This is a genomic window from Chitinophaga ginsengisegetis, from assembly GCF_900168065.1.
In the GTDB taxonomy this organism is placed as follows: Bacteria; Bacteroidota; Bacteroidia; order Chitinophagales; family Chitinophagaceae; genus Chitinophaga; species Chitinophaga ginsengisegetis.
This window is the reverse complement of sequence record NZ_FUZZ01000004.1, coordinates 368,938-394,085: the sequence shown is the minus strand read 5'-3', so window position 1 is coordinate 394,085 and position 25,148 is coordinate 368,938. Positions and strand designations below refer to the sequence as shown.

General features: G+C 49.1%; 18 protein-coding genes. 9 read left to right on the top strand and 9 right to left on the bottom strand.

What is annotated here, in order from left to right; genetic code table 11:
- The first annotated feature begins 93 nt into the window (after window positions 1–93).
- On the top strand, window positions 94–2,628 hold the full coding sequence (locus tag B5Z18_RS24295; RefSeq protein WP_079472120.1) for a phosphocholine-specific phospholipase C: 2,535 nt from the start codon (window positions 94–96) through the stop codon (window positions 2,626–2,628).
- Window positions 2,629–2,679: 51 nt separating this feature from the next.
- Here B5Z18_RS24295 and pafA read toward each other — a convergent pair whose 3' ends face one another.
- The gene (gene pafA / locus B5Z18_RS24290; RefSeq protein WP_235016007.1) at window positions 2,680–4,320 is read right to left on the bottom strand and encodes an alkaline phosphatase PafA; all 1,641 of its coding nucleotides are present in this window, start codon (window positions 4,318–4,320) and stop codon (window positions 2,680–2,682) included.
- 281 nt (window positions 4,321–4,601) lie between these two features.
- Here pafA and B5Z18_RS24285 point away from each other — a divergent pair, with 281 nt between their 5' ends.
- Window positions 4,602–6,917: a WG repeat-containing protein gene (locus B5Z18_RS24285; RefSeq protein ID WP_159454412.1), complete on the top strand. Its 2,316-nt coding sequence runs from the start codon at window positions 4,602–4,604 to the stop codon at window positions 6,915–6,917.
- The gene (locus tag B5Z18_RS24280; protein WP_079472117.1) at window positions 6,907–8,874 is read left to right on the top strand and encodes a WG repeat-containing protein; all 1,968 of its coding nucleotides are present in this window, start codon (window positions 6,907–6,909) and stop codon (window positions 8,872–8,874) included. Before B5Z18_RS24285 ends, B5Z18_RS24280 begins: the two co-directional genes overlap by 11 nt.
- An 83-nt stretch (window positions 8,875–8,957) precedes the next feature.
- Here the strand turns inward: B5Z18_RS24280 and B5Z18_RS24275 are convergent, their stop codons facing one another.
- Window positions 8,958–10,622, bottom strand: a complete 1,665-nt coding sequence (locus tag B5Z18_RS24275) for an ABC-F family ATP-binding cassette domain-containing protein (protein ID WP_079472116.1) — start codon at window positions 10,620–10,622, stop codon at window positions 8,958–8,960.
- Between the two features lie 312 nt (window positions 10,623–10,934).
- On the opposite strand from B5Z18_RS24275, the gene B5Z18_RS24270 reads away from it, so the two are divergent.
- The 3 genes from B5Z18_RS24270 to B5Z18_RS24260 are packed head-to-tail and all read left to right on the top strand — an operon-like array spanning window position 10,935 to window position 12,334.
- Complete coding sequence (locus B5Z18_RS24270) at window positions 10,935–11,456, top strand: RNA polymerase sigma factor (RefSeq protein ID WP_079472115.1); 522 nt, start codon at window positions 10,935–10,937, stop codon at window positions 11,454–11,456.
- Entirely contained in the window at window positions 11,437–11,694 is a 258-nt protein-coding gene (locus tag B5Z18_RS24265) for a hypothetical protein (protein ID WP_079472114.1), read from the top strand. The genes B5Z18_RS24270 and B5Z18_RS24265 overlap by 20 nt, the downstream gene beginning before the upstream one ends.
- A gap of 1 nt (window position 11,695) precedes the next feature.
- Window positions 11,696–12,334: a ClpP family protease gene (locus B5Z18_RS24260; protein WP_079472113.1), complete on the top strand. Its 639-nt coding sequence runs from the start codon at window positions 11,696–11,698 to the stop codon at window positions 12,332–12,334.
- Here the strand turns inward: B5Z18_RS24260 and B5Z18_RS24255 are convergent.
- Genes B5Z18_RS24255 through B5Z18_RS24245 form a run of 3 tightly spaced genes read right to left on the bottom strand, consistent with a single transcriptional unit; the run spans window position 12,302 to window position 18,034 of the window.
- Complete coding sequence (locus B5Z18_RS24255; RefSeq protein WP_079472112.1) at window positions 12,302–13,687, bottom strand: TolC family protein; 1,386 nt, start codon at window positions 13,685–13,687, stop codon at window positions 12,302–12,304. The genes B5Z18_RS24260 and B5Z18_RS24255 overlap by 33 nt on opposite strands.
- A 36-nt stretch (window positions 13,688–13,723) precedes the next feature.
- Window positions 13,724–16,879 (bottom strand): efflux RND transporter permease subunit, encoded by a 3,156-nt coding sequence (locus tag B5Z18_RS24250; RefSeq protein WP_079472111.1) that lies wholly within the window; start codon window positions 16,877–16,879, stop codon window positions 13,724–13,726.
- Window positions 16,880–16,897: 18 nt separating this feature from the next.
- Entirely contained in the window at window positions 16,898–18,034 is a 1,137-nt protein-coding gene (locus B5Z18_RS24245) for an efflux RND transporter periplasmic adaptor subunit (protein ID WP_079472110.1), read from the bottom strand.
- A gap of 276 nt (window positions 18,035–18,310) precedes the next feature.
- On the opposite strand from B5Z18_RS24245, the gene B5Z18_RS24240 reads away from it, so the two are divergent.
- Window positions 18,311–19,453: a TlpA disulfide reductase family protein gene (locus tag B5Z18_RS24240; protein ID WP_079472109.1), complete on the top strand. Its 1,143-nt coding sequence runs from the start codon at window positions 18,311–18,313 to the stop codon at window positions 19,451–19,453.
- Between the two features lie 89 nt (window positions 19,454–19,542).
- On the opposite strand, the gene B5Z18_RS24235 is transcribed toward B5Z18_RS24240, so the two are convergent.
- From B5Z18_RS24235 to B5Z18_RS24220, 4 genes are all read right to left on the bottom strand, one after another.
- Entirely contained in the window at window positions 19,543–19,962 is a 420-nt protein-coding gene (locus B5Z18_RS24235; RefSeq protein ID WP_079472108.1) for a VOC family protein, read from the bottom strand.
- 107 nt (window positions 19,963–20,069) lie between these two features.
- Window positions 20,070–21,176, bottom strand: coding sequence for an ABC transporter permease (locus B5Z18_RS24230; RefSeq protein WP_079472107.1), 1,107 nt, complete (start codon window positions 21,174–21,176; stop codon window positions 20,070–20,072).
- A 10-nt stretch (window positions 21,177–21,186) separates the two neighbouring features.
- Window positions 21,187–21,966, bottom strand: a complete 780-nt coding sequence (locus B5Z18_RS24225; protein ID WP_079472106.1) for a DUF1295 domain-containing protein — start codon at window positions 21,964–21,966, stop codon at window positions 21,187–21,189.
- Window positions 21,963–22,943 carry an NAD-dependent epimerase/dehydratase family protein gene (locus B5Z18_RS24220; RefSeq protein ID WP_079472105.1) on the bottom strand — a complete coding sequence of 327 codons (981 nt, stop codon included), beginning with the start codon at window positions 22,941–22,943 and terminating at the stop codon, window positions 21,963–21,965. Before B5Z18_RS24220 ends, B5Z18_RS24225 begins: the two co-directional genes overlap by 4 nt.
- A gap of 128 nt (window positions 22,944–23,071) precedes the next feature.
- Between B5Z18_RS24220 and B5Z18_RS24215 the strand changes: the two genes are divergently transcribed.
- Together B5Z18_RS24215 and B5Z18_RS24210 are read left to right on the top strand one after the other, a co-directional pair.
- A complete protein-coding gene (locus B5Z18_RS24215) occupies window positions 23,072–23,905 on the top strand; it encodes a helix-turn-helix domain-containing protein (protein ID WP_079472104.1) in 834 nt (277 codons plus the stop codon).
- Window positions 23,906–24,211: 306 nt separating this feature from the next.
- Complete coding sequence (locus B5Z18_RS24210; RefSeq protein ID WP_079472103.1) at window positions 24,212–25,117, top strand: SMP-30/gluconolactonase/LRE family protein; 906 nt, start codon at window positions 24,212–24,214, stop codon at window positions 25,115–25,117.
- Window positions 25,118–25,148 lie beyond the last annotated feature (31 nt).

Here is a 25,148-nt window from a genome sequence, read left to right as displayed (position 1 = left end):
ACAAACACATAATGTGAGGCGCCGTTGCATTCTTTGGGAATGTTTTTTATTTTGTTAGATGAACAATGTAAAACCCACTCAATCGGAATATAAATGGACTCACGCAGAGAATTTCTAAAAAAATCTTTATTGTTATCTGGTGCAGCTGGCTTATCTACCATGATGCCCGCATCCATTCAGCGGGCACTGGCAATAGATCCCGCTCCCGGCAGCACCTTCCTCGACGCAGAACATATTGTGATCCTCATGCAGGAGAATCGTTCCTTTGATCACTGCTTTGGCTCTTTACAAGGCGTCCGCGGATTCAACGATCCACGCGCCGTATGGCTGCCGGACGCAAAGCCGGTGTGGTTTCAAACCAACGCAGCAGGCGATACCTATGCACCTTTCCGCCTCAATATTAAAGATACCAAAGCCACCTGGATGGGCGCATTGCCGCACTCCAGGCCCAGCCAGGTAGATGCCTACAACAAAGGCCGCTACGATAAATGGCTCATCGCAAAAACACCCGGCAACAAGGAATACGCCGCCATGCCTTTAACGATGGGATATTATACCCGCGAGGATCTTCCCTTTAATTACGCAATGGCAGACGCTTTCACGGTGTGTGATCAGAACTTCTGCTCAGCCATGACCAGCACTACGCCCAACCGCTCCTTTTTCTGGACAGGTAAAATTGTACATGAGGAAGATGGATTGCCAAAAGCACATATCCGCAACGACGACTTCAGTTACGGTAAACTGCCCTGGAAAACATTCCCGGAGTTACTGGAAGAAAATAATATTGCATGGAAATTTTACCAGAATGAAATCAGCTGTGGCGGTGGATGGAAAGGGGAAGAACGGGCATGGCTCGCAAATTTTGGTTGTAACCTCCTGGAATTTTTCGCTGCCTACAACGTGAAGTTCTCCGAACGCTATGTAAACGGATTACTGAAACAGGTAGACACCCTGCCGGACGAAATCAACAAACTCCAGGAAGCCAGCCCTTCTTCGGATGACGCCGCTGCAAAGATCCGCACAGACATCTCCAAAAAGCAAACAGTGCTGGACAATGCTACCCAGGAACTGCTAAAGTGGAATAAAGAAAGCTATGAGAAATTAACGGACCAGCAGAAATCGCTGTACCAACGGGCTTTCGTAGTCAATAAAAACGATCCCGCATTCCGGAGCGTAACAACAGTAAACTATAAAGACGGATCAAAGGAACGCACCATCACGGTACCCGCCGGCGACGTGCTTCACCAGTTCCGTAAAGATGTGAATGAAGGCGCATTGCCACAAGTATCATGGCTGGCAGGCCCGCAGAACTTCTCCGATCACCCCAGTGCTCCGTGGTATGGTGCCTGGTACGTATCCGAAATACTGGATATCCTCACGCAGAAACCGGAGGTGTGGAAGAAAACTATTTTCATTGTTACCTATGATGAAAATGATGGTTACTTCGATCATGTGGTACCTTTCTCCATCTGCGATAATAACAAACCCGGCACAGGAAAATGCTCCGCAGGAATAGACACAGAAATAGAACAGGTGCGGCTGGCACATGAACTGAAACAGGGCGTAAGTGAAAAGCAGGCCCGGGAAGCCCCGGTAGGACTGGGGTTCAGGGTGCCTATGCTGATTGCATCGCCCTGGAGCAGGGGAGGAAAGGTATGTTCGCAGGTATTTGAACATACTTCTACCTTACAATTCCTGGAAACATTTTTTAGTAAGAAGTTAAACAAGCAGGTGCACCTGGATAATATCAGTCAGTGGAGACGCACCATCAGCGGCGATCTCACTGCTGCCTTCAGTCCGTTTAATACCACCACACCGGCCCGGCAGATTTTCCTGGATCAGCGCCACGTAGTGGAAAATATTAATAACGCCCGCTTCAAGTCAGTACCCGCAGGGTTTAAAAAAATCACCAGTGAAGATGTGAAAGTCTTTGCTAACGGCAACGGCACTACGATTTTACAACAGGAAAAAGGCACCCGCCCTTCCTGCGCATTGCCTTATGAACTGTTAGCGGATGGCCAGTGGAAAGCCGGTGAGCAATTGCTGACACTGAAAATGAAAGCAGATAAGCAATTGTTCGGCGACCGCGCACATGGCGCACCGTTTACCGTATACACTAATCTTCCTTATAAAGATGAACAAACCGGTGAAACAGAAACCGGAAGAACCTGGTCGTTTGCGGTAGCCGCAGGCGACACTATCACGTATGAGTGGCCGGCCAAAGCCTTTGCAGATAACCGTTACCAGCTGCACCTGCATGGCCCCAATGGATTCTACCGCGCGTTTGAAGGTTCCGCCAAACATCCGCAGCTGGACCTGGAGCTGGGCTATGAAACAAATGGTAAGCTGAAAAAGAAAGCAACAGGTAACCTGGTTTTACGTGTAGCCAACACCGGTAGTAATGCGCGTGATTTCAGTATTACAGATAATGCATACGGAGGAAAAGCAATCCAGCGGAGCATTGCCGCCGGCGCCACGTTGGAGTTGGTATTGCCGCTGCAGAAAAGCCACGGCTGGTACAATTTCAGCGTACAGGCTGCGGGCTTTGATACGTTTAGTCAGCGGTATGCAGGAAGAGTGGAAACAGGAGCAGAAGGGATAACAGATCCTTTTATGGGCAGGGTATAAATCTGAAAATCCGGGAGGATGTTCATTCAATGAAAATCCTCCCGGAATATATTATTGCAGTATTTCTTTCACCGGTTTGCCTACACAGCCGCTCGGCATTTGTATATGCAGCATGGCAGCCAGGGTAGCGGCAATATCTGTCATATGCACGGTTTCATTGGAAGCGCCATGTTTTACATGCCATCCCATAAATACCAGCGGAATATGGATGTCAAAAGGATTCCAGTTACCGTGGGTAGTGCCTTTCAGTGAACCTTCAAACCATCCTGGCTCAGGAATCACAATGACGGAACCGGTGCGTTTACGGTTGTAGCCATTGATCGCCATTGTATTCAGTGGCTCCGGCAAAGGATTCACGCCGATATTGTCCAGGTCGGCGGCAAACTGGATACCCGGTTGCGCCTCGAAGTACTTCACGGTTTCTTTCTTCACAGCATCGTAATCCAGTTTAGACGCAGCAATTTTTGCTTTGTCGAAACTCACGTGGTAGTTCATAAATGAAGATACGAGTTTGCTTACGCCAAAACGTACATTCAGCGTGCTGTCCAGGCCCGCTACCAGTTTCCTGCTTTCTGTTATGCCGGCTGGCAGCTTATGTTCTTCCATAAATTTAATGGCATGAGCGGCGCCGTGGTCGGCAGTGAGGAACACGAGGTAGTTACCTTTTCCCACGCGCTGGTCCAGGTACGTGAAGAAAGCCGACAAGTCTTTATCCAGGCGCAGGTAAGTATCTTCTACTTCTATGGAATTAGGACCATATTTATGGCCTACATAATCGGTGGAAGCGCAGTTGATGGTGAGGAAGTCGGTCACGGTATTATTACCGAGGTCATATCCTTCAATAGCAGCTTTCGCAAAATCCAGTGTGAGGGTGTTTCCACCGGGGGTAGACCTCAGGTTACCCGGATCTTTTTTATAAGCGTCTTTCAACGCATGGGGGAAAACAGGCGCTTTTTCACCGGGGAAAGTACCTTCCCAGTCTACGTTATCTTCACTGCTTTGTACATAAGTATTGATGGGATATAAAGTTTCCCAGGGTTTAGACATCAGCTGCTGTGGCTCTTTGCGGTCGTTGAAACGCTTTACCCATTCAGGCAGTTCTTTCATATACCAGGTGCTGGTAATAAAGCTGCCGTTGCTGTCGTCCAGCCAGAAGGCGCCATTGGGTGTATGTCCGGCTGGAAGGATGGAGGCGCGGTCTTTCAGTGATACGCCTACTACTTTAGAGCGGAAGTTGGTCGCCAGTTTTAATTCATCTGTAATGGTGGATGCCAGCAGGTTGCGCGGCGACATTTTGCCTGCGGAGCTGCTGCTGCCAACGGGTTGTACGGTGGTGTCCTCTGTGCAATACCATTTTCTGCCGGTAAGCTGATCGGGCCAGTCGTTGCCGGTAATGCCATGAATAGCGGGAACACTGCCTGTATAAATGGTGCTGTGACCTACAGCGGTAAAGGACGGAAGGTGGCTGATGAAAGTGTTTTCACAGGAAAAACCATCGCCCAGCATGCGTTTGAAGCCACCCGCTTCGTAGCGGTCGTAGTAACGGTATAAATAATCCCAGCGCATCTGGTCTACCACAATGCCTACTATCAATTTAGGCTTTTCATTCGATTGGGCTACTGCGGTGAGCCCCTGTAGCGCTGTGAACGCGCCCAGGAATGCAGTGGCAACAGATTTAGTCATTCCGTTCATAATGCAGATTTTTTTCATTTCTTAGGTTCACGCCCCAAAATGGGAATCGGCAAACGTAATAAAAAAATAATAAAAACCCGGCACCTTTTCGTTGAACGGAAATGAGGAATTACTTAAAAAACCAGTAACGGCAATACAGGAACATAACGTACCTGGTTACAGGGATTGCTTCACAGGAAAAGTATTTGTTAGCTTTTAAATTATTCCCGTTTTCTGAAAGATCCGCATATTTGCATATCTTTTCATAAGCGGAATACCATTTCATGAATGTAGCAAAACAGATGAGAAAAAGATATTTACTGGCAGGACTCCTTTTAAACAGCATATCCCTGCATGCACAAGAGCCCGTGGTTGCGGGCTACCTCGGAAGGTTCGATGGACAGTTTGCCCCGGTATTGATTAACCAGCAAAAACAATGGCTGCATATTTCCGGTGCAGTATTGGTAGATAAAACGGAAAATATCGGTTACTATAATACCATTGTAGCCGTGAAACATAATGCCTACGGCGCTGTTAGCAATGCTGGTAAGATCATTGCCCCTTTCAAATATGATGAGGTTATCCTGGCCGATGAACAGGATGATCACGACTCCTCAAAAAATTATTGCTTTGTTATTACCCGGCTCAATGGGAAATACGGCGCCGCAGATACACTCGGCAACGTTATCTGTCCGCCGCTATACAGCGAAGTAAGCGCGCTCACGCCCCATGTACTGAAAATGAAGAAAGATGGCCGCTGGGGATGGATAGATATAAAAACCGGTAAGGTATTACAGGAACCCATATACGAAGAAGCCGATAAAAGCTATGTAAGGGACAACACCATACAAATAAAAAAGGCGGGTAAAGTTGGACTGGCAGCGGAAGACGGCGCCATCATTGTTCCGGCGGAGTATGAGTCATTTGATTATCTCAGTGGCAGTAATATTTATATGGGCTTTACAACTAATGGTAAAGCCGGCGTGATGGATAAAAGCGGCGGGATCGTTATTCCTGCTATCTATGATAAATGCGCTGTGGGACCAACCGAAGAACTGTTTGCCGTTACAAAAAATAATAAAACAGGTTTCGTAGATAAGCACGGTAAAACACTGCTCCCGTTTCAATACAGCGCAGCCACCCGGACAGGCAATGTTATGAAAGTGAGCATGGGCAATAAATACGGCGTGGTAAATGCCGAAGGCAAAGAGATCATCCCGCCACGATACAATGATATTATCGCCATCAATGCAAAAGGACAGGAAACCTACGACGGCGGCATAATAATGGCGCCAGGGCAAACAATAACGGACGAGAGATCACCCATACCAGCGGTTTTTCTGGTAAGCGATGACACCGGTACCAGCTTGACGGATGCCAATGGAAAGCCTCTCACCGCTCAGGTATACAGCCGCATAACGCCGTTCTCCTGGCAAAACACTCCCTGGCTGGCAGTAGAACAAAATGGTAAAACAGGGCTGTTGGGAATGGACGGAAAAACGATCCTGCCAGTGGCCTATGATGGTTTTGTAAATGGCTACGGCAGCGGATTCTCCTATCTGGATGATAATGCCGGGGAAAGCAAAAAAAATTACCTGCCCGTTTCAAAAGGAGAGCGGATAGGATTGGTGGATATCACCACCGGTAAAGAAATCATCCCCACCCGGTACGAATGGATACAGTGGCAAAACAGCCGGATACTGCTCCTGCGCAATGGCGATACCTCCTCACTGGCAGACATCTCAGGAAAGATCATCCGCGGCGGAAAACGGTACGGATTTTTTACCGCGGTAGATACTAACCGGATTGTGGAAACACAATACAACGACGATGGCACCACCACCACCCAGCTCACCGACCTCGCCGGTAATACGCTGTACAGCAGCCAACGCTGGGAGTTTAAAGAAGACCAGGCGTCACGGCTGTTGGTGCCGGAAAGCGAAAAGAGAAGCAGTGCAAAATTCAATGACGGGCTGTTAAAAGTATGGGGCAGTGCCCGCAACAACGTATTTTTAGATCCCAACGGGAAAGAAGTGGTTTTTGATGAATACAGCTTTGTAGGAGATTTCTGGAATGGCCTCGCGCTGGCAGGAATAGACAGCACCCCGCAACATACGCTGTACGGTATTATTAACCGCAAAAAAGAAATTGTTTATCCCATTACAGCCAATGATATTTTGGAAATGGGAAACCTGCTCGTGGTAAAAAAAGGAGAGCTGAAGGGACTGATCACAAAAGAAGGTAAGGTATTGCTCCCTACTGAATATGAGGATATCGACGATATCTACGATACACCCTTTTTAAAGGTATCACGCGATAATAAATATGGTGTAACCGACGCACTGGGCAGGATAATTTTACCGGTAGAATTTGATGATATCAGCTACCGGAAAGATGAAAAGCTATTCCAGGTAACCCGCACTGGTAAGTACGGCATCGCAGATGCCTCCGGTAAAATGATCATTCCCGCCATCTACGATAACATGGACACTAACCAGGGATACGGAAAAAATATCTTTCCATTACTGGTACAGGAAGGTAAATGGTATTTTTACATTGATGCACAGGGGAAAGCATTCCCATACAAATCACTGAAGAAAAAAGGATATGAGGATTAGAGGTATAACAGGCAGGCATATACGCTTTTTACTGGCAGGTAGTTTTTTACTGGCAGCCCACACCTTATCAGCGCAGCAGGGATCTGTGTTTCATGGCGGTTTCGCCCGCATGGAGGAAGCTGAAAAGAGCTGGTACATTGATCCCACCGGTAAGAGAGTATTTGATCAGATCATCGCCCTGTATCACCCGGTTACCATCACACCGGCGGATGAAGGAGGACACTCCCTGATTGTAACCAACGAACAGGAAACCATGTTCCTGGTAAGCAGCAACGGCAAAACAGGCATTGTTACCGCCAACGGAAAATGGTTGCTGCCACCTGAATATGATACCATAGAATTGAAATGGAAAACTTACCTGGTATTACATCAGCAGGGTAAAATGACTTATGCAGATACCTACGGCAAGCTGCTGCTGCCGCTGCAGTTTGAAGACGCAGGTATATTGGATGATGAACACTTTGATGTGAAAACAGGCGACAAATGGGGCATCTACAGTACACCGGAAAAACGGCTGCTGATACCGGCCATCTACGAATCGTTCGACTACTGCGGGGGATGCGGCCGGAAAGGAGATTACCTGTTTGCGCAGAAAAATGGTAAATGGGGCGTCATCGACTTTGATAACAACATCCTCATGCCCTTTGAATATGAACATGAACACGCCTTTATGCGCAGCGACAACTGGGTACAGTGTTTAAAAAAGCAGGGACGTGAAGTAACCATCAATCTGAAAACAAAAAAAGAATATGCGGCGCCGGAGTATACCGGCATGACAGTGATAGGCAATAGTTTACTGAAAGTGCAAAAGAACGGGAAGTATGGATTGATCAGCGAAGACGGTGCTACAGTAGCCGATTTTATTTATGATGATATCACCGACGTATACGACGAAACAGCAAGCGGACCCTATCTCCGGATTACCCAAAATGGTAAAACAGGTATCCTGCGGGAAGATGGAAAAGTAATTATCGCCCCGTCATACGAAGGCGATATTGTAGCATCCGGTGAGTATTTTATTATCCCTGTTGACGGCAACTACAATCTCACGGATACTACCGGTAAAAAGTTACTGGCAAAAGATTACAACGAAATAACCACGCTGGATAAATATTTCCCGGTTCCCCTCTTCAAGCTGAAACAGAAAGCGCTGTATGGTTTTTATAACCCGGCTAACAGAAAAGTAGTGGAACCCGCCTTCTTTGATATCGACCGCACCACGGTTACGGCTCCCGGTATGGATTTACTGGAAGTAAGTTACCAGGAGATGTATGGCTTGTATAATGCAGCAGGGGAGCAGGTATTGCCCGTGGTTTACAAACAAGTGGATGGCCTGGTACCCGGACTGGTAGCGGTAAAGAAAGAAACCGGCGCTGGTGTATATGATATCAGGAAGAAGAAAATGCTGATCCCCGCCACCTATCACAGCATCAGCGTATCGGCGGAGGACACCAGTTTGTTATTTGCATCTCAAAACACGCCTGAAGGCGGCTACAAGGATCTCTTCTTTAATCACAATGGCGTGAAGGTGCCTGCGCCCAAAGCGCCGCCCGTCATCCCGGAAAAAAAATCCCAACTGCTGAAAAAAGAAACCGCCAATGGAGCGTATCCGCTTTACGGTTATACCAGCAGCGCCGGTAAAGTGATAGTGCCTCCTGTATACGACCGCTTACTCGTGGAAAAGAACGGGCAGGGCTTCCTGGCGCAAAAAGCCGGTAAATTTACTGTACTGGATAAAGCTGGTCAACCGGTAAACAAGCAGGTTTTTGACGATGTAATGCTGGAAGAAATACCCGGCTATGGCGCCACGGAAGTACAATACGGATTCCCATTGCTTTGCAGAACCGGCGATACCTATCAGTACCTCACTGCCACCGGAAGTTTTCTACCTGTTAAAGTCACCGGCATCGTAGCTTTTAGTCCGTATGGGATATACGGCATTCCCGGACTACAGTAATTTTTTGATCCCGGAAAAGCTTCAACGGCTGCCTCCTGAAGCCTTTCCGGGAAAAGGATATTTAGAAAATGATCATGGCGCACCTACGTGTTTAGCGTCAGCACATCATCCACACCCACTTCCGCGATAAAATCGGGATCATGCGAAATGACCAGCAACGTGCCTTTATACTCCCCGAAGATCTGCGTCAGTATTTTAATGTTCTGCAGATCGAGGTTGTTGGTGGGCTCATCGAGCAGGATCATATCGGGCGCTTTATCCTGTAAGGTCATGCTGCAGAGGGCCAGTCGCAGCATTTCGCCGCCACTCAGCACTGCGCACGACTTATCCCAGGTATCCGGACCAAAAAGGAAATTCACCAGCACCGTTTTTACCATCGATACTTCCAGCAGGTTATCGTTGTAAGACAATGCCTGTTGTAATACCGTTTTGCCCCGGTCGATCAGCGTGTAATCCTGGTCCAGCAGTAAACTGCGCGTATCGGCGGTATACAGCTCACCGGTTGATGGCGCCAGCTTACCCAGTATCAGTTGCAGCAAGGTGGACTTGCCGCTGCCGTTGGGCCCTGTAATGGCCAGCCGCTGGCCGCTGCGGATGGTAAAGGTGAGTGGTGTTTTCCAGAGCATGTTTTCCGGAGATGCCAGCCTTGTTGGTTCGTTTGATGGCTGGTGATCCGGCGCCGGGAGTTCCGGTTGTGCAGCAGCCCATCCGAAATTCACCCCGTTTGCCTGCACCAGCACTTTCCCGGTATGAAGGGTGGATTGTTCAAAGTAACCCTTCATCATGCGCTGGATCTGCGTCATAGCGGAGAGTTCCTGCCAGCCTGCACGCAGTTCCTCCACTTTTTCCGTGTGTACCTGTTTTAATTTTGCGGTAGATACTTCTGCATTATTTTTCCTGCCGTTCAGCAGTATTTTAGGTATGCCTCCTGTTTTAGCTTGCTTCCGCGCCTGTGCATCGGCATGTTGCTTGCGCTCTATGGCCTCCTGCCGTTGCTTTTTGGCTTCTTTGAGTGTTTTTTCCTGGTGGGCAACGCGTTGTTGCAACGCATCTGCTTCAACGTTTTTTTGCGCTGCGTAGAAATCATAGTTGCCGCCGTAAGTTTTTATGCCATTGGGTTGCAGCTCCCAGATGGGTTCGCAGAGGCGCAGCAGCTGCCGGTCGTGGCTCACAATCAGCAACGTGCATGATGTGGCTGCCATCCATTCGTATAGCTGTTCCCGTGCGTGGTAATCGAGGTGGTTAGTGGGCTCGTCCAGCAACACCACCGATGGCTCAAAGATGTCGATGCCGGCCAGGAACAGCCGTGTTTTTTCGCCCCCGCTGAGGGTGGACAAGGGCTGATCCGGTTGCAAGGCACGAAGGCCCCATTTTTCAAAGGCTGCTTCACTGCGCGCGGCAATGTCCCAGTCGTCGCCAAGTACGTCGTACAGGTGCGGACTGGTTTCGCCCTGCAGGATTAGTTCAAGGGCGTTCAGTTTTTGCGCGGTACCTGCGGCCTCCGCCACGGTGAGTGAATTAAAATGGCCAAAATGCTGCGGTACATAGTAACATGGCCCGGTAGCCCGGATAGTGCCGGAAGACGCGGTTTCCTGGCCGGCAATGATCTTCAGTAAAGTGGATTTACCTGCGCCGTTAGGGCCCGCAATAGCGGCCCTGTAGCCTTTATGAAGCGTGAAACTGACGTCCTGGAATAAATACTGCCCCGATGGAAGTTGGTAACTGAGTAGTTGTGCGCTGATAAGCATGCAAAATCGTTTTGAAATGAACAATGGCGACGACAGGAAGCGTCGGGTTAGCGGGTCGGGAAATGACAGTACGCATTTTCATGGCAGTAAAATTTAGTTGAATAAATCAGCGTATGCAGTAGCATCGCTGTATGACGGTAAAAAATATATAAACGGGAGATAAAACACGCCGGAGCGGCATGTATACAGGTATCAGCCTGCTATTGTATGTAGAGTATTGATCACATGGTTGGGCAAAGGTAAAAAAAAAATTCTTAAATTTTGGGTGATATATCACCGGTTAATGACACTAGTATATAAAACCAGGCTTATATGCGTACTCATGAAGATCAATGGTTGGAAGATATATACCGCAATACCCTGCCACGGGTAGCAGGCGTCATACACCGGATGGGCGGCCACCTGGAGATGGCCAAAGATATCTTCCAGGATGCTGTAATTATCTATCTCGAAAAACAACAGCAAAACAAACTGCCTGCCGGGGTGCCTGCGGAAGCATATATTACAGGCATCGCCAGGATTCTTGCTATCCGGAAACTAAAACAATCCGGTCCGCATATTCCACTGGATAATATGGACGGCGATATTGCCGTGCCGGCAGATTATTATGCGCCTCCACCCGTGTCAAAGCCTGTACTGGAGTATGTAAAAGCCGCCGGGAAACGATGTTTGCAACTCCTGCACGCATTTTATTATGATCATCTTTCCATACAGGAAATAGCAGCAGATTTTAATTTCAAAACACAACATTCTGCCAGCGTACAGAAATACAAATGCCTGGAAAAAGTAAGGGAACAAATTAAACAATCAGATTATGCGGAAACAGTTAGCTGAAGCACAGGAAATAGAACAATACCTGCTGCGGGAAATGCCTGTTTCCTCCCGGCTGGTGTTCCAGGCCAGGATGCTGGTGGCGCCCGCATTGCGGGAAAAAGTAAAGTACCAGCGGAAAACCTTGCAGCTGGTGCGCTGGCTCGCACGCGAAGAAAAACGCCAACAGCTGGATCAGCTTTTCCAGCGCCTCATGCAGGACACTTCTTTCAACAATTCTATCACCTCCATTTTTAAATAATATGGCATTCCTGGTTCCTACCGTAATCGACGGCGACAGCCGCGGTGCGTTTGATATATACAGCCTGTTGCTGAAAGAAAGGATTATTTTTCTCGGTACCGCTATCGACGACCAGGTGGCTAACCTGATAGTGGCGCAGTTGCTGTACCTCGACAGTGAAAACCACCGGCCCATTAATATGTACATCAACAGCCCGGGCGGCGTTGTGTATGCCGGCATGGCTATTTATGATACCATGAAAATGCTGAAATCGCCGGTATCCACTATGGCAATGGGTTTCACCGGCAGCATGGGCACCATCATTCTTACCGCCGGCGCTACGGGGCAACGGTATGCATTGCCCAATGCCACCATTCACATGCATCCTGCAAGCGGCGGCGCCAAAGGATATACGGAAGATGTGCGGATTGCTTTTAATGAACAGGGCCGGTTGCAGCAAAAACTTTTCCAGATCATTGCCCGGCAATCGGGCCGCTCGGTGGAAGAAGTGGAGCATGCTTTCCGGAATGATCATTTCATGGCCGCAGAAGAAGCCCGGGATTTCGGGATTGTAGATGAAGTGCTGAACAGCACTGCTACAGTGCCTGCGCTGGCAATCCGGCAGGAATTATTGCCAGCCGCCGCCCAGCGCACGGTATAAAAATACCACCGCCTGTAACTGCTGCAAATGATCGTTGATCCTGCCCAGTTGCGCCGATAAAAGACTCTGTTGTGCATTCAATACTTCTGTGTAATTGGCAAATCCATATCGCACCAGTTCCTGCGTATAGTCGACCGACAATTGCAGGTTCTGTAATTGCAGCCGCCGTGAGTTTCCTTTTTCCAGGGCTGTCTGGTAAGAATATAATGCGTTTGATACTTCCTGCCCGGCGGTTAATACTGCTGTATGGAAGTTCAGCGCCGCCTGTTCCTGCTGCTCTTTCGCTACTTTGAGCCTGGTTTTATTAATGCCCTGGTTAAAGATGGGTTGTGTTAAACCCGCCGTGAGGTTGCTGATCCAGGAGCCGGGCCCTGTGAGCGACAGGTAACTGGTGTAACCGCCCGAAGCAGAAATAGTGAGCGCAGGATAAAAATAGGTGCGCGCTACATTAGTCAGTTCATAATAGTAACGCAGGTTATATTCCGCCGCCTGCACATCCGGCCGGTTGGCCAGCAGTTGCGCCGGCACGCCGGTTTTCAGCAGCATCACCGGTCGCTGGTCGTCCATGCTGCTGCGGCTGATAGGGCCGGGAGGCCGGCCCAGCAAGAGGTTCAGCTGGTTCTCCGTTTCGCGGATCGATTGCTTCAGGTCAGGAATCGTTACTTCTGCGGCATACCTGCTGGCTTCACTTTGTACTACTGCGGCGCCGGTTACCACATCACCCTTTTTCAGCTCCTTCATCACTTCTACAGTGGCTTGCCAGTTCACCACGGTTTGCTGCGTTATTTTCAGTTGCTGATCCAGTGCGGTGAGGTTGTAGTAGCTGGTGGCAATACTGGCAATCAGCCCGGTTTGTACGGCCCTTGCATTGGCGGATGCCTGCAGGAATGCTGCCAAACCCGCGCGCCTGTTGCTGCGCAGCTTACCCCAGATGTCTGCTTCCCAGGTAGCGGTGAGCCCGGCGTTGTATTGCTGTGGTATAACGTTCCTGCCTGTACGCTGTTGATTGGAAGCGCCGGCAAAGGCCGCGCTCACATCGCCATTTACAGCGGGGTACAACGCCTGCCTGCTTTGCGAGTAATTGGCTTCTGCCTGCCGCATGCGCGACCACGCTACCTGGAGGTCGAGGTTGTGCTGAATACCGGTGTCAATAAGTTGCTGCAGGAGGGAGTCCGTGAAAATTTCTTTCCAGTGAACGGTAGCCAGGCTATTGGTGTCCGTTGTATTTACATCCCGGTACAGGTTATTGTCTGTAATGCCGGGCGATTGGTACGGCTTCGTGATGCCACAGGCAGTAATGAATCCTGCCAGGACTACCGTGAGTAAAACATATATGCTGTTACGACCATTCATATTACCTGTTTTGAGAGCTGCCTGCGGCAGAATTTTTTAAGATGCCGGTGCTGTTACCGGCGGCTGCGCGTCTTCTTCATCATCTTCTTCCGGTGCGCGCTTTATTTTTTCCTGTAAAGTTTGGAAGATGATAAACAAAGTAGGTGTAATAAATATACCGAATACAGTGCCCACCAGCATTCCGCCAACAGCGCCGGTTCCGATAGAACGGTTACCATTGGCGCCGGCGCCGGTAGCCAGCATCAACGGGATGAGGCCGAGGATAAAGGCGAAGGAGGTCATCAGGATGGGGCGTAACCTGGCCTGCGCCCCGCTCACCGCGGCTTCTGCAATACTCATTCCGCCGCGTCGCCGTTCGGCTGCATATTCCACAATCAGGATCGCATTTTTTGCGAGTAATCCTATCAGCATGATCAGCGTGATCTGCACATAAATATTGTTGCTTACACCAAACAGCTGCGCAAACAGGAAGGCACCGAAAATGCCCACCGGTATTGCCAGCAGGATGGCAAAGGGTAAGAGGTAACTTTCATATTGCGCACTGAGCAGCAGGTACACAAAGATGAGACACAGCAGGAAGATAAAAATAGTTTGACTGCTCCCTGCTAATTCTTCCCTGCTAAGTCCTGAAAACTCAAACCCAAAGCCCGTTGGCAATGTTTCCGCTGCCGATTCCTGGATGGCCGCAATAGATTCACCGGAGCTGAACCCGGCGTTAGGCGTGCCATTTACGCTGATGGAATTAAACAGGTTAAACCGCGTAATGGCTTGCGGACCGTAGGTTTGCGAGAGAGTCACAAACTCCGTGATCGGTACCATCACGCCCTCGCCGGTGCGCACAAATACGGCGTTTAAACTTTCCTGCGTCATCCTGAACTCCGGCGAAGCCTGTACCATTACCCGGTACTGCTGACCAAACTGGTTGAAGTTGGAGGCATAAATGCCGCCAAAATATCCCTGCATGGCATTGGTGATATCTGTTACATTCAACCCGGCATCCTTTATTTTCGGCACGTTTACATTCATCAGGTATTGCGGGAAATTAGGATTGAAAGAAGTGGTGGCAAACTGGATTTCCGGCCGTTGGGTTAGTACTGTGAGGAAGTCTTTGCTTACTTTATAGAAGTGCGCAATATCGCCACCGGTTTTATCCTGGAGCTGAAAGGCAAACCCGTTGGAGGCGCCAAAACCCTGGATGGTGCCGGGCGCAAAGAATTTGATCTCTGCTTCGGTCATGTCTGCTGTTTTCTTATTCAGTTCCTTAATGATCTGCTGAATATTCCGGGTGCGCTGGTTCCAGGGGATGAGCCGCATCACCACCATCGCATAGTTGCTGCCGGTACCGGATAATTGCCCGCGGCCTGTAACGGCCAGTACGTTGTTGATTTCAGGGATGGTGGCCGCTATCTTTTCAATTTTGCGCGCCACCACATCAGTGCGTTCCAGCGAAGCATCCGGCGGTAGGCTGATGTTACAGTTTATGGTACCAAGATCTTCTTCCGGTACAAAAGCGGTAGGCGTCATCCTGGCAAGGACTACCAGTCCTACGCAGAAAGTTGCCAGTATCATAACCGGGATCCACTTTCGTTTGCTGAAGAAACGCAACATACTGGTATAGCGGTTTGTCAATCTTTCAAAAGCTACATTGAAGGCATGATAGAAACGTTGCAGGACGTTCATTTTCGTATGTTCCTTCCCGTGAGGCTTCAGGAAGATGGCGCAGAGCGCAGGACTCAGCGTAAGCGCATTGATGGCTGAAAGCACAATAGCAATGGCTAGTGTAAGCCCGAATTGTTTATAGAAAATGCCGGAAGATCCACCGATAAAACTAACGGGGATAAATACGGCAGACATCACCAGCGTGATGGAAACGATAGCGCCGGATATTTCATCCAGTGCATCGATACTCGCTTTGCGGGCGGATTTATAGCCGGTGTCCAGGCGTGCATGCACTGCCTCCACAATTACAATCGCATCATCCACCACAATACCGATGGCAAGGATAAGCGCAAACAGGGTAAGCAGGTTAATAGTAAACCCAAACAGTTTGAGGAAGAAGAAGGTGCCTATAATGGCTACGGGAACGGATATGGCCGGTATCAGCGTAGAGCGGAAGTCCTGCAGGAAAATAAACACCACTACAAACACCAGTATAAATGCTTCCACCAGCGTATGCAATACTTTATCGATGGAGGCGGTGAGGAAGTCGTCCACGTTTTGCAGCACTACATACTTCACGCCTTTGGGAAATGTTTTGGACGCTTCTTCCATTACCTTCAGCGTTTCGCGGATCACATCACGGGCGTTGGAACCGGCCACCTGTGCTACGCTTACGGACACCGCGGGGTAGCCATTGGTGCGGGTACTGTTGAAATAGCTGAGGGCGCCCAGTTCAATACGCGCCACATCTTTCATCCGCAGCAAACGGCTGCGCAGGTTGGAACGCAGCACGATGTTGCCAAACTGGGTGGTATCGATGAGCGTACCGGGATACCTGATCACATATTGGAACGATTGTCCGCCGCTTTCTCCAAACTGACCGGGAGCGGCCTGGATATTCTGTTCGGCCAGTGCGGCGGTGATATCGGCGGGTACCAGTCCATACGAGGCCATTGCCTGGGTATTGAGCCAGATCCGCATAGAATAGTCCATGTTGCCGGAAGCAGAAGCATCTCCCACACCGGGGATACGTTTGATCACCGGGGTGATATTGATATCGGTATAGTTTTGCAGGAAGGTTTGATCGAAAGATGGATTGGTGCTGTAAACAGAGAAGATGAGGAGGTTACTGGTCTGCTTCTTTTGCACGGTAACGCCGGAACGGGTTACTTCCTGCGGCAGCAGGGGCGTAGCGCGGGCCACGGCATTCTGCACATTCACTGCTGCCATGTTGGGATCGCTGCCAATTTTGAAGCTGACGGTAATATTCGCGGAGCCATCGTTACCGGCGGTAGAGGTAATATAATCCATGTTCTCCACGCCGTTGATCTGCTGTTCCAATGGTACTACCACGCTTTTCAGCACTACATCGGCATTAGCGCCACTGTAGGAGGCCTGCACCTGTATGGTGGGCGGGGCAATGTCGGGATATTGGGAGATGGGTAGTGATACCAGCCCCAGTATGCCCAGCGTCACAATAATGATGGACACCACTGTTGATAATACCGGCCGCTCTATAAATCTTTTTAACATGATATTGTTTTAAATGGATCAGAGACTGTTGTAAACACTGTCTGCGTTTACCAGGCGGGGACTGATCACCAGGTCTTCCCGGAGGTTGCTGATCCCGTCTACCACTATTTTATCGCCCGCTTTCACGCCATGCTGCACTACAAACGATTGTCCGGCAGCGCTGGCATTAGAGCCGATGTCTACTGATCTTACTTTATTATCTGCATCCAATACGTACACGAACAGTTTGCCCTGGATCTGGAAGGTGGCCTTTTGCGGTACCAGCAGCGCGGTATCTATCGGCTGCGGGATCCTTACAATGGCGCTGCTGCCGCTGCGTACCAACCCATCGGGATTGGAAAAGGTGGCTCTCATATTGAGCGCGCCGGTGGAGGGGTTGATTAAACCGCTGGCAGTTTCCACGCGTCCTTTGCGGGGCAGCACAATGCCATTGGCCAGCACCAGTGTTACCGGTGGCAGGGTGGCCAGCTTTTCCTGCATGGTGGCGCCTTTGGAGGCCAGGAAGAAATCCAGTCCCTGTCTTTCATTGATAGAAAAATACGCGTAGATCTGGGTAATATTGGAAACGGTCGTCAACGGGTTGGGGGTGGTGCTGTTCACCAGGCTGCCTATTTTGTAGGGCAGGATACCTACCACGCCGTCGGCCGGACTGTAAATAGTAGTGTAGCTTAAATTGGTTTTGGCATTGTTAAGCGCTGCCTGGGCCTGCGCCAGTGCGGCCTGTTTGGATTGCAGGTTATAGGCGGCGGCTTCCAGCTCATAGGCGCTGATGATGTCTTTTTCTACCAGGGGCTTTACTTTGTTGAGCTGCATCTGTGCGGCATTTACATCTGCCACTGCTATTTTAATATTGGCTTGGGCTGTATTTACGTTCTGTTCGTATTGCGGCGCGCTGATCCGGAATAACAGCTGTCCTTTTTTTACGGTGGCGCCTTCGTCGATGTAGATGGCATCCACATACCCATCTATCTTGGGCCGGATCTCAATATTCTGGATACCCTGAATGGTAGCGGGATAGTCGGCGTTGATGGTGGCATTTTTAGGTTGCAGTACAATAACAGGGTAGGGCTTTACAGCGGTTTGTGTGCTCCCTTGTTTTTTGTTTTTGCAGGCACATAACAGCAACAGCAGAAGAGCAATTGTAGATCTACTCATAGCGTTTTACGGTTCATTTAAATAATACAGACAGCAATCAGGTACTATGAGTAACTATCGGTTTGATTGTATTGTTCAAAAACAGTCGATAATTATCCGGTAGCTGGCTACGGGGTATTAGACGGGCATAAGGCTAATTAGTTTATTATGATAATGTTAACTACTGTTAAAGCCGCGCAGACGCCACAGTGTGGAATAAAAAAAAACGGAATAACGCTAAGATTTCCGTGGTTTCCTGCTTTATATCTTTATAAACCAACTATCTAAAGTTTATTTATGAAAATAGGGATGTTAATAGGAGCACTGGCGCTGCCGGCCGTGACCTTTGCACAGCAGGCATACACACTGAAAGGTAAAGTGGGGCAGGTGGAACCCGGCGCCAAAGCCTATCTCGACCGCCGCGTGAACGGGGAAACCTTCCTCGACTCGGCCGTTATCAAAAATGGCAGCTTCGAATTTAAAGGCACGCTGAAGTCGCCCTACCTGGTAATGCTGACGGTGGATCATAAAGGTACAGGTCTAGGTAGTCACGGGATGGATGCGGACCGCCGGCTGCTTTACCTGGACAACACTACCTTTACCATTGCCGGTACGGGCAACATCAGCGATGCAGTGATTACCGGTTCGCCTGTAAACAAGGAACACGACCGGTATAAATTATTTATTTCGGCCTACGACTCTGCAATGGCAGGCATCAATAAGGATTTTGGCGGCGCCACGGATGCGCAAAGGAATGATACTGCCTTCACCAATGGTTTGAATACCCGCTTCCATGCGGCTATTGATGAAAAGAAAGCACTGCAGCGCCGGTTTATCAGCGAAAACCCTAACTCTTTTTTCAGCATTGTAGCGTTGAAAGAGCTGGCGGTGATGAATAACATGAACCTGAAGGAGCTAACGCCTTTGTACAACGGGCTTACGGCTGCGCTGAAGAAAAGCCCCGCCGGCCAGGAGTTTTACCAGTCGATGGAAACCGAAAAGGCACTGGGCATTGGTGCGCCCGCGCCGGACTTCACCCAAAATGATATCAACGACAAGCCTGTGAAGTTATCCGACTTCAAAGGAAAATACGTGTTACTGGATTTCTGGGCCTCCTGGTGTGGCCCCTGCCGTGCAGAAAATCCTAATGTAGTGGCCGCCTACAAGAAATTCCATGATAAAAACTTCGTGGTGCTGAGCGTATCGCTGGATCAGCCGGGGAAGAAGGCTGCCTGGCTGGGTGCTATTGAAAAAGACGGGTTGCAGGACTTTGTGCATGTATCCGATCTTAAATACTGGGATAATGCCGTGGCGCGCCAGTATGGCGTACGGGGCGTGCCCACCAACTACCTGATTGCGCCGGACGGAAAAATTATTGCAAAGAACCTCCGTGGCGAGCAATTGGATAAGCAACTGACGGGCTTAATCGTCAACAAGTAACAAAGAACCATATCCTACATCAGTCATGCAAATACAACAGCCGGTTCAGTGGAGTGAACCGGCTGCCTCATTTTCTTTTAAACGGGGAATCAGCCTTTTTGGGCATAATCGTAATTGATCAGCCAGGATACGCCATACTGATCGGTTAACATGCCAAAGTAAGCATTCCAGGGCGCCTTGTTCATTGGCATAATGGGCTGTCCGCCTTTGGAAAGACCATTAAACAATTTGTCTGCTTCCGCTTCACTTTCTGCTGCAATGGCCACATGAAAAAGGTTGCCTAATGTGCCTTCGCCGTATGCGCCGGGCCGGTCGCTGCCAAACAGGAAAGAATCCTTACCGAGTGGTATAGCCACATGCATCACTTTATTTTGCTCCCCTTCAGCACAATGTTCCATATCACCAAAACGGGTAAACGTCTGGAATTCTTTGCCAAAAACAGCTTTGTAAAAATTGAAGGCCTCTTCGCAATTGCCGTTGAAATTCAGGTAAGGATTAACTACTGCCATGTTTTTATTTTTTATTTGTGTTTAATAAGATGGGATAAAGTTAAGCATCTCTTACGGGGAAGAAGGTGGCCGGATATGACAAAAAAAGGGTCAGTTGCGCCAACTTATTATTCCCATTTGAACGACCGGATCGATAATACCGCAATCAGTATACCCCATACGATCAGGCCCGCCAGTTGCAGCGGTATCTGCCAGATATGCAAACCTTCAAAAGCAATTTTCCGTAACCCGTCTACAAAAAAAGTAAGTGGTAACAGTTCACAAAAAGTGCGTAACCACACCGGGTAATTATCTATCGGGAAAAATAAACCGCACAGTAATATCTGTGGTACGGTGAGTGTGTTGGCTACCGGCGCAATAGAGCTTTCATTGCGGATCATGCCGCTGATAATAAAACCGATGCCCATAAAAATCACCAATCCAAAAACAGATAACAGCAGCATTTCCATAAACGTGAGAAACCCGTTTACCAGCGTAAACTGAAATGCAAAATATCCCAGTGCGGTGATAATAATAAAGCAGATGATCTGGAATAATAAGCGGCTGAGCATTTCTCCCAATAGTATAGCCGCACGGCTCACCGGCGTTACGTATATGCGTTTCAGTACGAGCGTGTGCCGGAGGTTAAACAACAGGAATGCAGAGCTGAATACGCCCGCCATGAGCAGGGAAAAACCCAGTTGTCCCGGTAAAATAAAATCTATCTGGCGGTATACGCGGCCGGGAATGTTCACTACATGGATAGCAGCGGGGGCAGGTTGATCCGGCAGGATGCGTTGGTTTACCCGGCTGGCGGCTTCCTGCAGTGCCGCCTGGATGAGCGGCATTTTATCTGCCACCGCGCTGCTCCCCAGCAGGTCCGTCCGGAATTGCGGCTGGCCGTTTATCACGGTGGGTGTATGAAGATAGAGGACGCCGGCAATCCTTCCTTTTTTCAGATCCGACAGCATCGCTGCCGAATCGCTGCCATAGGAAAGGTCGAAGATACTGATGGCTTTAATGGCTGCATACATCGGGCCGGAGCTGTCGCTGTGGGGCGATAGCCGGATCTTTACTTTCACGGCGGTGCTGTCTACCATGGCGCCAAAAACCGTAACAAAAATAACCGGGAACAGGAGTGCAAATACAACCGAAGTAGGGCTTCGCAGGGTGGCGATGAGGCTTGCTTTTGCCATCACCAATGCTGCTTTAAACTGACTATACTTCTTTGCCATATGCGTGTTGTTACCAGATAAAAGGAAGTAATGCTTTTCTGTTGGCCGGGTATTCCGGGAATTGTTGCTGATACCAGCGATGGTTAGCCATTGCACGGGGCAGGAGGTTGGCGCAGGTCCAGATAAAGAAGGCCAGCCCCGGCAGGCTCCAGGTAAGCAATGCGTAGCCTCCCCATTCTATGATTTCCCCTGCCAGGTTGGGAGAGGAGATATATTTGAAAAGCCCGGCCTGCGGTATCTTATAACCGGTTTCATGTTTTTTTCTCAGGCCTATCAGCTGGTAATCGGACCACCAGTTGATACCCATACCTGCCAGGAATAAAAACGTACCAATTATAAACGGCGGCGTGTAATACCAGGAAATAAACGCGTTGTTGGGGTAATGTTCAATGGCGGCAAACCAGATGCCCAGCAGGGAACCATTCACTGTATTAAACAGCATGCCCGACAGCATAATCACCACCGGCATTTTTTTGCCTTTGGTACGTATCATGAACGGATATACGAAACTCCGGTGTACGTAATGCAGCAGGAAAAGAAAGATCATAACGCCGGCGGGGGAACGCCATTGAAAAGTACACAGTGGGATCCATATGAGGAAGGAAACCAGCACGGTGGCTTCCATCAGCAGCCAGGCCAGTTTATTGGAGATCATGGGACCCCATTTGTCGCTGCTGTAGCGGCCGTAGGGCGCTTCCCTGCGTAACAGGTAGATGCCTGCGCCAATGCCGGTAAACATCCAGCAATAAGTAAAAACAACATAACTGTGTAGTGGTAAATAGTCAATCATTTGATAGCGCCTGTTTGTCTGAACCAATCAATTGTGTCCCGCAGGGTTTCCGTAAAAGGCCGCGGCCGGAAATTGAGTTCCGCAGTGGCCTTTGCATGATCAATTTTTTTATTGCTGTAAATCAGGTTGTACACCGACTGACGCGTATAAAAAGGCGGTCCGCCGCTGATGGCCGCCAGCATTCTCACTAATGGCAGCATACTGAATACGAGCCATAAAGGTACTACCGGCAGCGTTACCGGCCGTTCTTTTATCCGGCCGATTTCCCTGTTCAGGCTAACGAGCGACACCCATTCGCCGCTCAGGAGGTATACTGCGCCGGCGGTTCCGCGGTTTAAAGCGCTCACAATGGCTCCCGCCACATCCCTTACATCAATGAAGTCAACGCCGCCGGGAATGAGGGCGGGTATTTTTCCCTTGTACATACTGACAACTGCTTTACCTATCAATGATGGTTGCTGGTCGAACGGCCCCATTACAGCCGTTGGCGCCAGCACTATTACTTCCATGCCGTTGCCGTTATATTCCAGCGCAATGGCCTGTGATACGGCTTTGGAATAGTCGTAACCGTAGCGCGTGGTTTTTACCACATCGCGGCTTTCATCCATCGGCTGGTCGTAAGGCGCCTGGTTGTACGCGGTAACGGAACTGAGGTGAATGAACCTCTTAACGCCGGCCTGTTGTGCGGTTGCAGCCAGTAACCGGGTGCCGCTGGTATTGATATCGAAAAGGGTTTTATCCTGCCGGTCGTCTACCGAAATCACCGCTGCCAGGTGTATCACGGCATCGGCGCCTGCAACGAGGCGGCGGATAGCCGGTTCTTCTAACAGGTGCCCCTGTACGAAACAGATACCTTCCGGAGTCATTTCCGGCAACGGTTTACGGGTAAGCAGCCGCAGGGTATGGCCTTCGGATAACAACAGGGGAACCAGTACGCTGCCTATATAGCCGGAAGCTCCGGTTATCGCAATTTTCATCTTTAAATATAAAATAAAATTAACCCGTAGAAGATAACGCTTATAGGTCGCTTTGGTTGACTTTTTTAATATTTGTATATATTTGTTTCAGAAGTATGCAGTACTGAGCACCTATAGCCCGCACGTCCATGAAATCAAAGAATTATAAACCACATCCGGCCCTGAGGGATCTCGTGAGTTATTTGGGTATCTATGAAGTAGATTTTACCCAAAACAAGGCGCTGTCAAACATTTACAGGTTTGTGCCCGCCTATCAGCGGTATATTATGTTTTACCTGGAAGACCCGATCAAAGTAATGAAGGCGGGTAAGAATGATTTTGTGACTAAATCGGTTTGTGTAACCATCGGGCCACAGGAGCAGACCGTAACCCTGGACATGGGAAGCCGGCACCTGGCGCTGTGTATCTGTTTTCAACCCAGTGGCCTGCACCGCCTGCTGAAGATCCCCATGTCTGAAATATATGACCAGGATTTTGATACCCGCTTACTAATGGGGAATGGTAATGAAATTGATGAAATCACTGAACGGTTGAAGGAAGCAGACGATTGGGATCACATGATAAGTATCGTTGAATTTTATCTCCTTAAAAAAATATCCCAGGTAAAGCCGATACTACCGGTAGATAAAGCCATGGCAGTATTGGTGAACACCGGTGGAAGCGGCAGCATAGAAAGCCTGGCATCGCTTGCCTGCCTGAGCCTGCGGCAGTTTGAACGGAAATGTACCGAACGGCTGGGGATGCCGCCCAAACAATATGCCCGGCTTATCCGGTTTTGCAAAGCCTACCAGCTGAAAGAACTGTTCCCGGAAAAGACCTGGACCGAAATCGCCTATAAAAGCGGTTACTATGACCAGATGCACTTTATCCGCGACTTCAAAAAATTTGCGGGGATTACCCCTTCCTTTATCCATGAAGAAGAACTCACCAATACCATCCGGCTGCATAAAATAATGGTGTAAAGGCAAAAGATGTCGCTTTTGTACTATGTCCCTGCCATTAATCACGATAATTTCGCCGTAATCAACGTACGACCTTTCTCCATAGGAGTAGCATCCCAATACCTGTATAGAACGCCATTCTAAAATCGGGTAACAAGTTATCCAGCGTTGGTTACCCCAAAATCAATATCATGTTTACCTGTAGGCGGGCTATTTACATAGCCGGCTCTATAAATAAATATGATAGCCATCTTCTCCTCACTATCGTCATTTTTAGAAAAAATTCTCCGCAGGATTGATTACAATTGTAAAAATTGACGGAGCAATATGCGGTTAAAATTTTATTCCACGTTACTGTTAGGTACCTGCTATCTCAATGCAGGGGCGGTTACACAGGATACCATTCCGCCAACGGTGGCTGAAAATGCCCGGCTGGAACTGGTGTCAAAACAATTCGAATTTACGGAAGGCCCCGCTGCCGATAAAAAAGGGAACATCTATTTTACAGATCAGCCCAATAATAAGATCTGGAAATATGATACCAAAGGGAAGCTGTCTGTTTTTTTAGAGAAAGCGGGTCGTGCCAACGGATTGTATTTCGATGGCAAAGGCAACCTGGTAGCGTGTGCAGATGAGAAATACGAGTTATGGTCCATCTCTCCCAAAGGAAAAATAAAAGTGCTGTTAAATAATTTCGGCGGTCATCAGTTCAATGGCCCCAATGATGTTTGGGTAGCCCCCGGCGGCGGGATGTATTTCACGGATCCTTATTATCAGCGCGACTACTGGGAGCGTAAGCAGCCTGATCTGAAAGAAGAAAAGGTTTACTACCTGGCTCCCGGCGCCAAAGAAGCCGTAGTGGCTGCGGCAGATATCAAGAAGCCCAATGGCATTATCGGTACCCGCGACGGGAAACTGGTGTATGTAGCAGATATCGGCGCAGGCAAAGTATACCGCTATAACGTGAACGCAGACGGCAGTTTAACCGGCCAATATCTCATGGCGGAAAAAACATCTACAGACGGGATTGCGCTCGATGAACAAGGCAACCTTTACTTGTGCGGAAATGGCGTTACCGTAGTCAATAAAGACGGGCAGAAGATCGGCCACATCCCTGTTCCGGAAGGGTGGACAGCCAACGCCTGTTTTGGCGGAAAAGATAATAATATCCTGTTCATCACCGCCGGCAAAGGCATCTATACCCTGCGCATGAACGTAAAAGGTGGTGAATAACACCCGGAAGTTGTAATATTGCGGTCAGAAA

Excerpts from the sequence above, each read along its gene's own strand:
- pafA (WP_235016007.1), bottom strand. The coding sequence starts at position 4,320 with ATGAACGGAATGACTAAATCTGTTGCCACTGCATTCCTGGGCGCGTTC.
- B5Z18_RS24265 (WP_079472114.1), top strand. The coding sequence starts at position 11,437 with ATGCGGAAACAGTTAGCTGAAGCACAGGAAATAGAACAATACCTGCTG.
- B5Z18_RS24260 (WP_079472113.1), top strand. The coding sequence starts at position 11,696 with ATGGCATTCCTGGTTCCTACCGTAATCGACGGCGACAGCCGCGGTGCG.
- B5Z18_RS24225 (WP_079472106.1), bottom strand. The coding sequence starts at position 21,966 with ATGATTGACTATTTACCACTACACAGTTATGTTGTTTTTACTTATTGC.
- B5Z18_RS24240 (WP_079472109.1), top strand. The coding sequence starts at position 18,311 with ATGAAAATAGGGATGTTAATAGGAGCACTGGCGCTGCCGGCCGTGACC.
- B5Z18_RS24215 (WP_079472104.1), top strand. The coding sequence starts at position 23,072 with ATGAAATCAAAGAATTATAAACCACATCCGGCCCTGAGGGATCTCGTG.
- B5Z18_RS24235 (WP_079472108.1), bottom strand. The coding sequence starts at position 19,962 with ATGGCAGTAGTTAATCCTTACCTGAATTTCAACGGCAATTGCGAAGAG.
- B5Z18_RS24245 (WP_079472110.1), bottom strand. The coding sequence starts at position 18,034 with ATGAGTAGATCTACAATTGCTCTTCTGCTGTTGCTGTTATGTGCCTGC.
- B5Z18_RS24250 (WP_079472111.1), bottom strand. The coding sequence starts at position 16,879 with ATGTTAAAAAGATTTATAGAGCGGCCGGTATTATCAACAGTGGTGTCC.
- B5Z18_RS24285 (WP_159454412.1), top strand. The coding sequence starts at position 4,602 with ATGAGAAAAAGATATTTACTGGCAGGACTCCTTTTAAACAGCATATCC.
- B5Z18_RS24270 (WP_079472115.1), top strand. The coding sequence starts at position 10,935 with ATGCGTACTCATGAAGATCAATGGTTGGAAGATATATACCGCAATACC.
- B5Z18_RS24295 (WP_079472120.1), top strand. The coding sequence starts at position 94 with ATGGACTCACGCAGAGAATTTCTAAAAAAATCTTTATTGTTATCTGGT.
- B5Z18_RS24275 (WP_079472116.1), bottom strand. The coding sequence starts at position 10,622 with ATGCTTATCAGCGCACAACTACTCAGTTACCAACTTCCATCGGGGCAG.
- B5Z18_RS24210 (WP_079472103.1), top strand. The coding sequence starts at position 24,212 with ATGCGGTTAAAATTTTATTCCACGTTACTGTTAGGTACCTGCTATCTC.
- B5Z18_RS24255 (WP_079472112.1), bottom strand. The coding sequence starts at position 13,687 with ATGAATGGTCGTAACAGCATATATGTTTTACTCACGGTAGTCCTGGCA.
- B5Z18_RS24220 (WP_079472105.1), bottom strand. The coding sequence starts at position 22,943 with ATGAAAATTGCGATAACCGGAGCTTCCGGCTATATAGGCAGCGTACTG.
- B5Z18_RS24230 (WP_079472107.1), bottom strand. The coding sequence starts at position 21,176 with ATGGCAAAGAAGTATAGTCAGTTTAAAGCAGCATTGGTGATGGCAAAA.
- B5Z18_RS24280 (WP_079472117.1), top strand. The coding sequence starts at position 6,907 with ATGAGGATTAGAGGTATAACAGGCAGGCATATACGCTTTTTACTGGCA.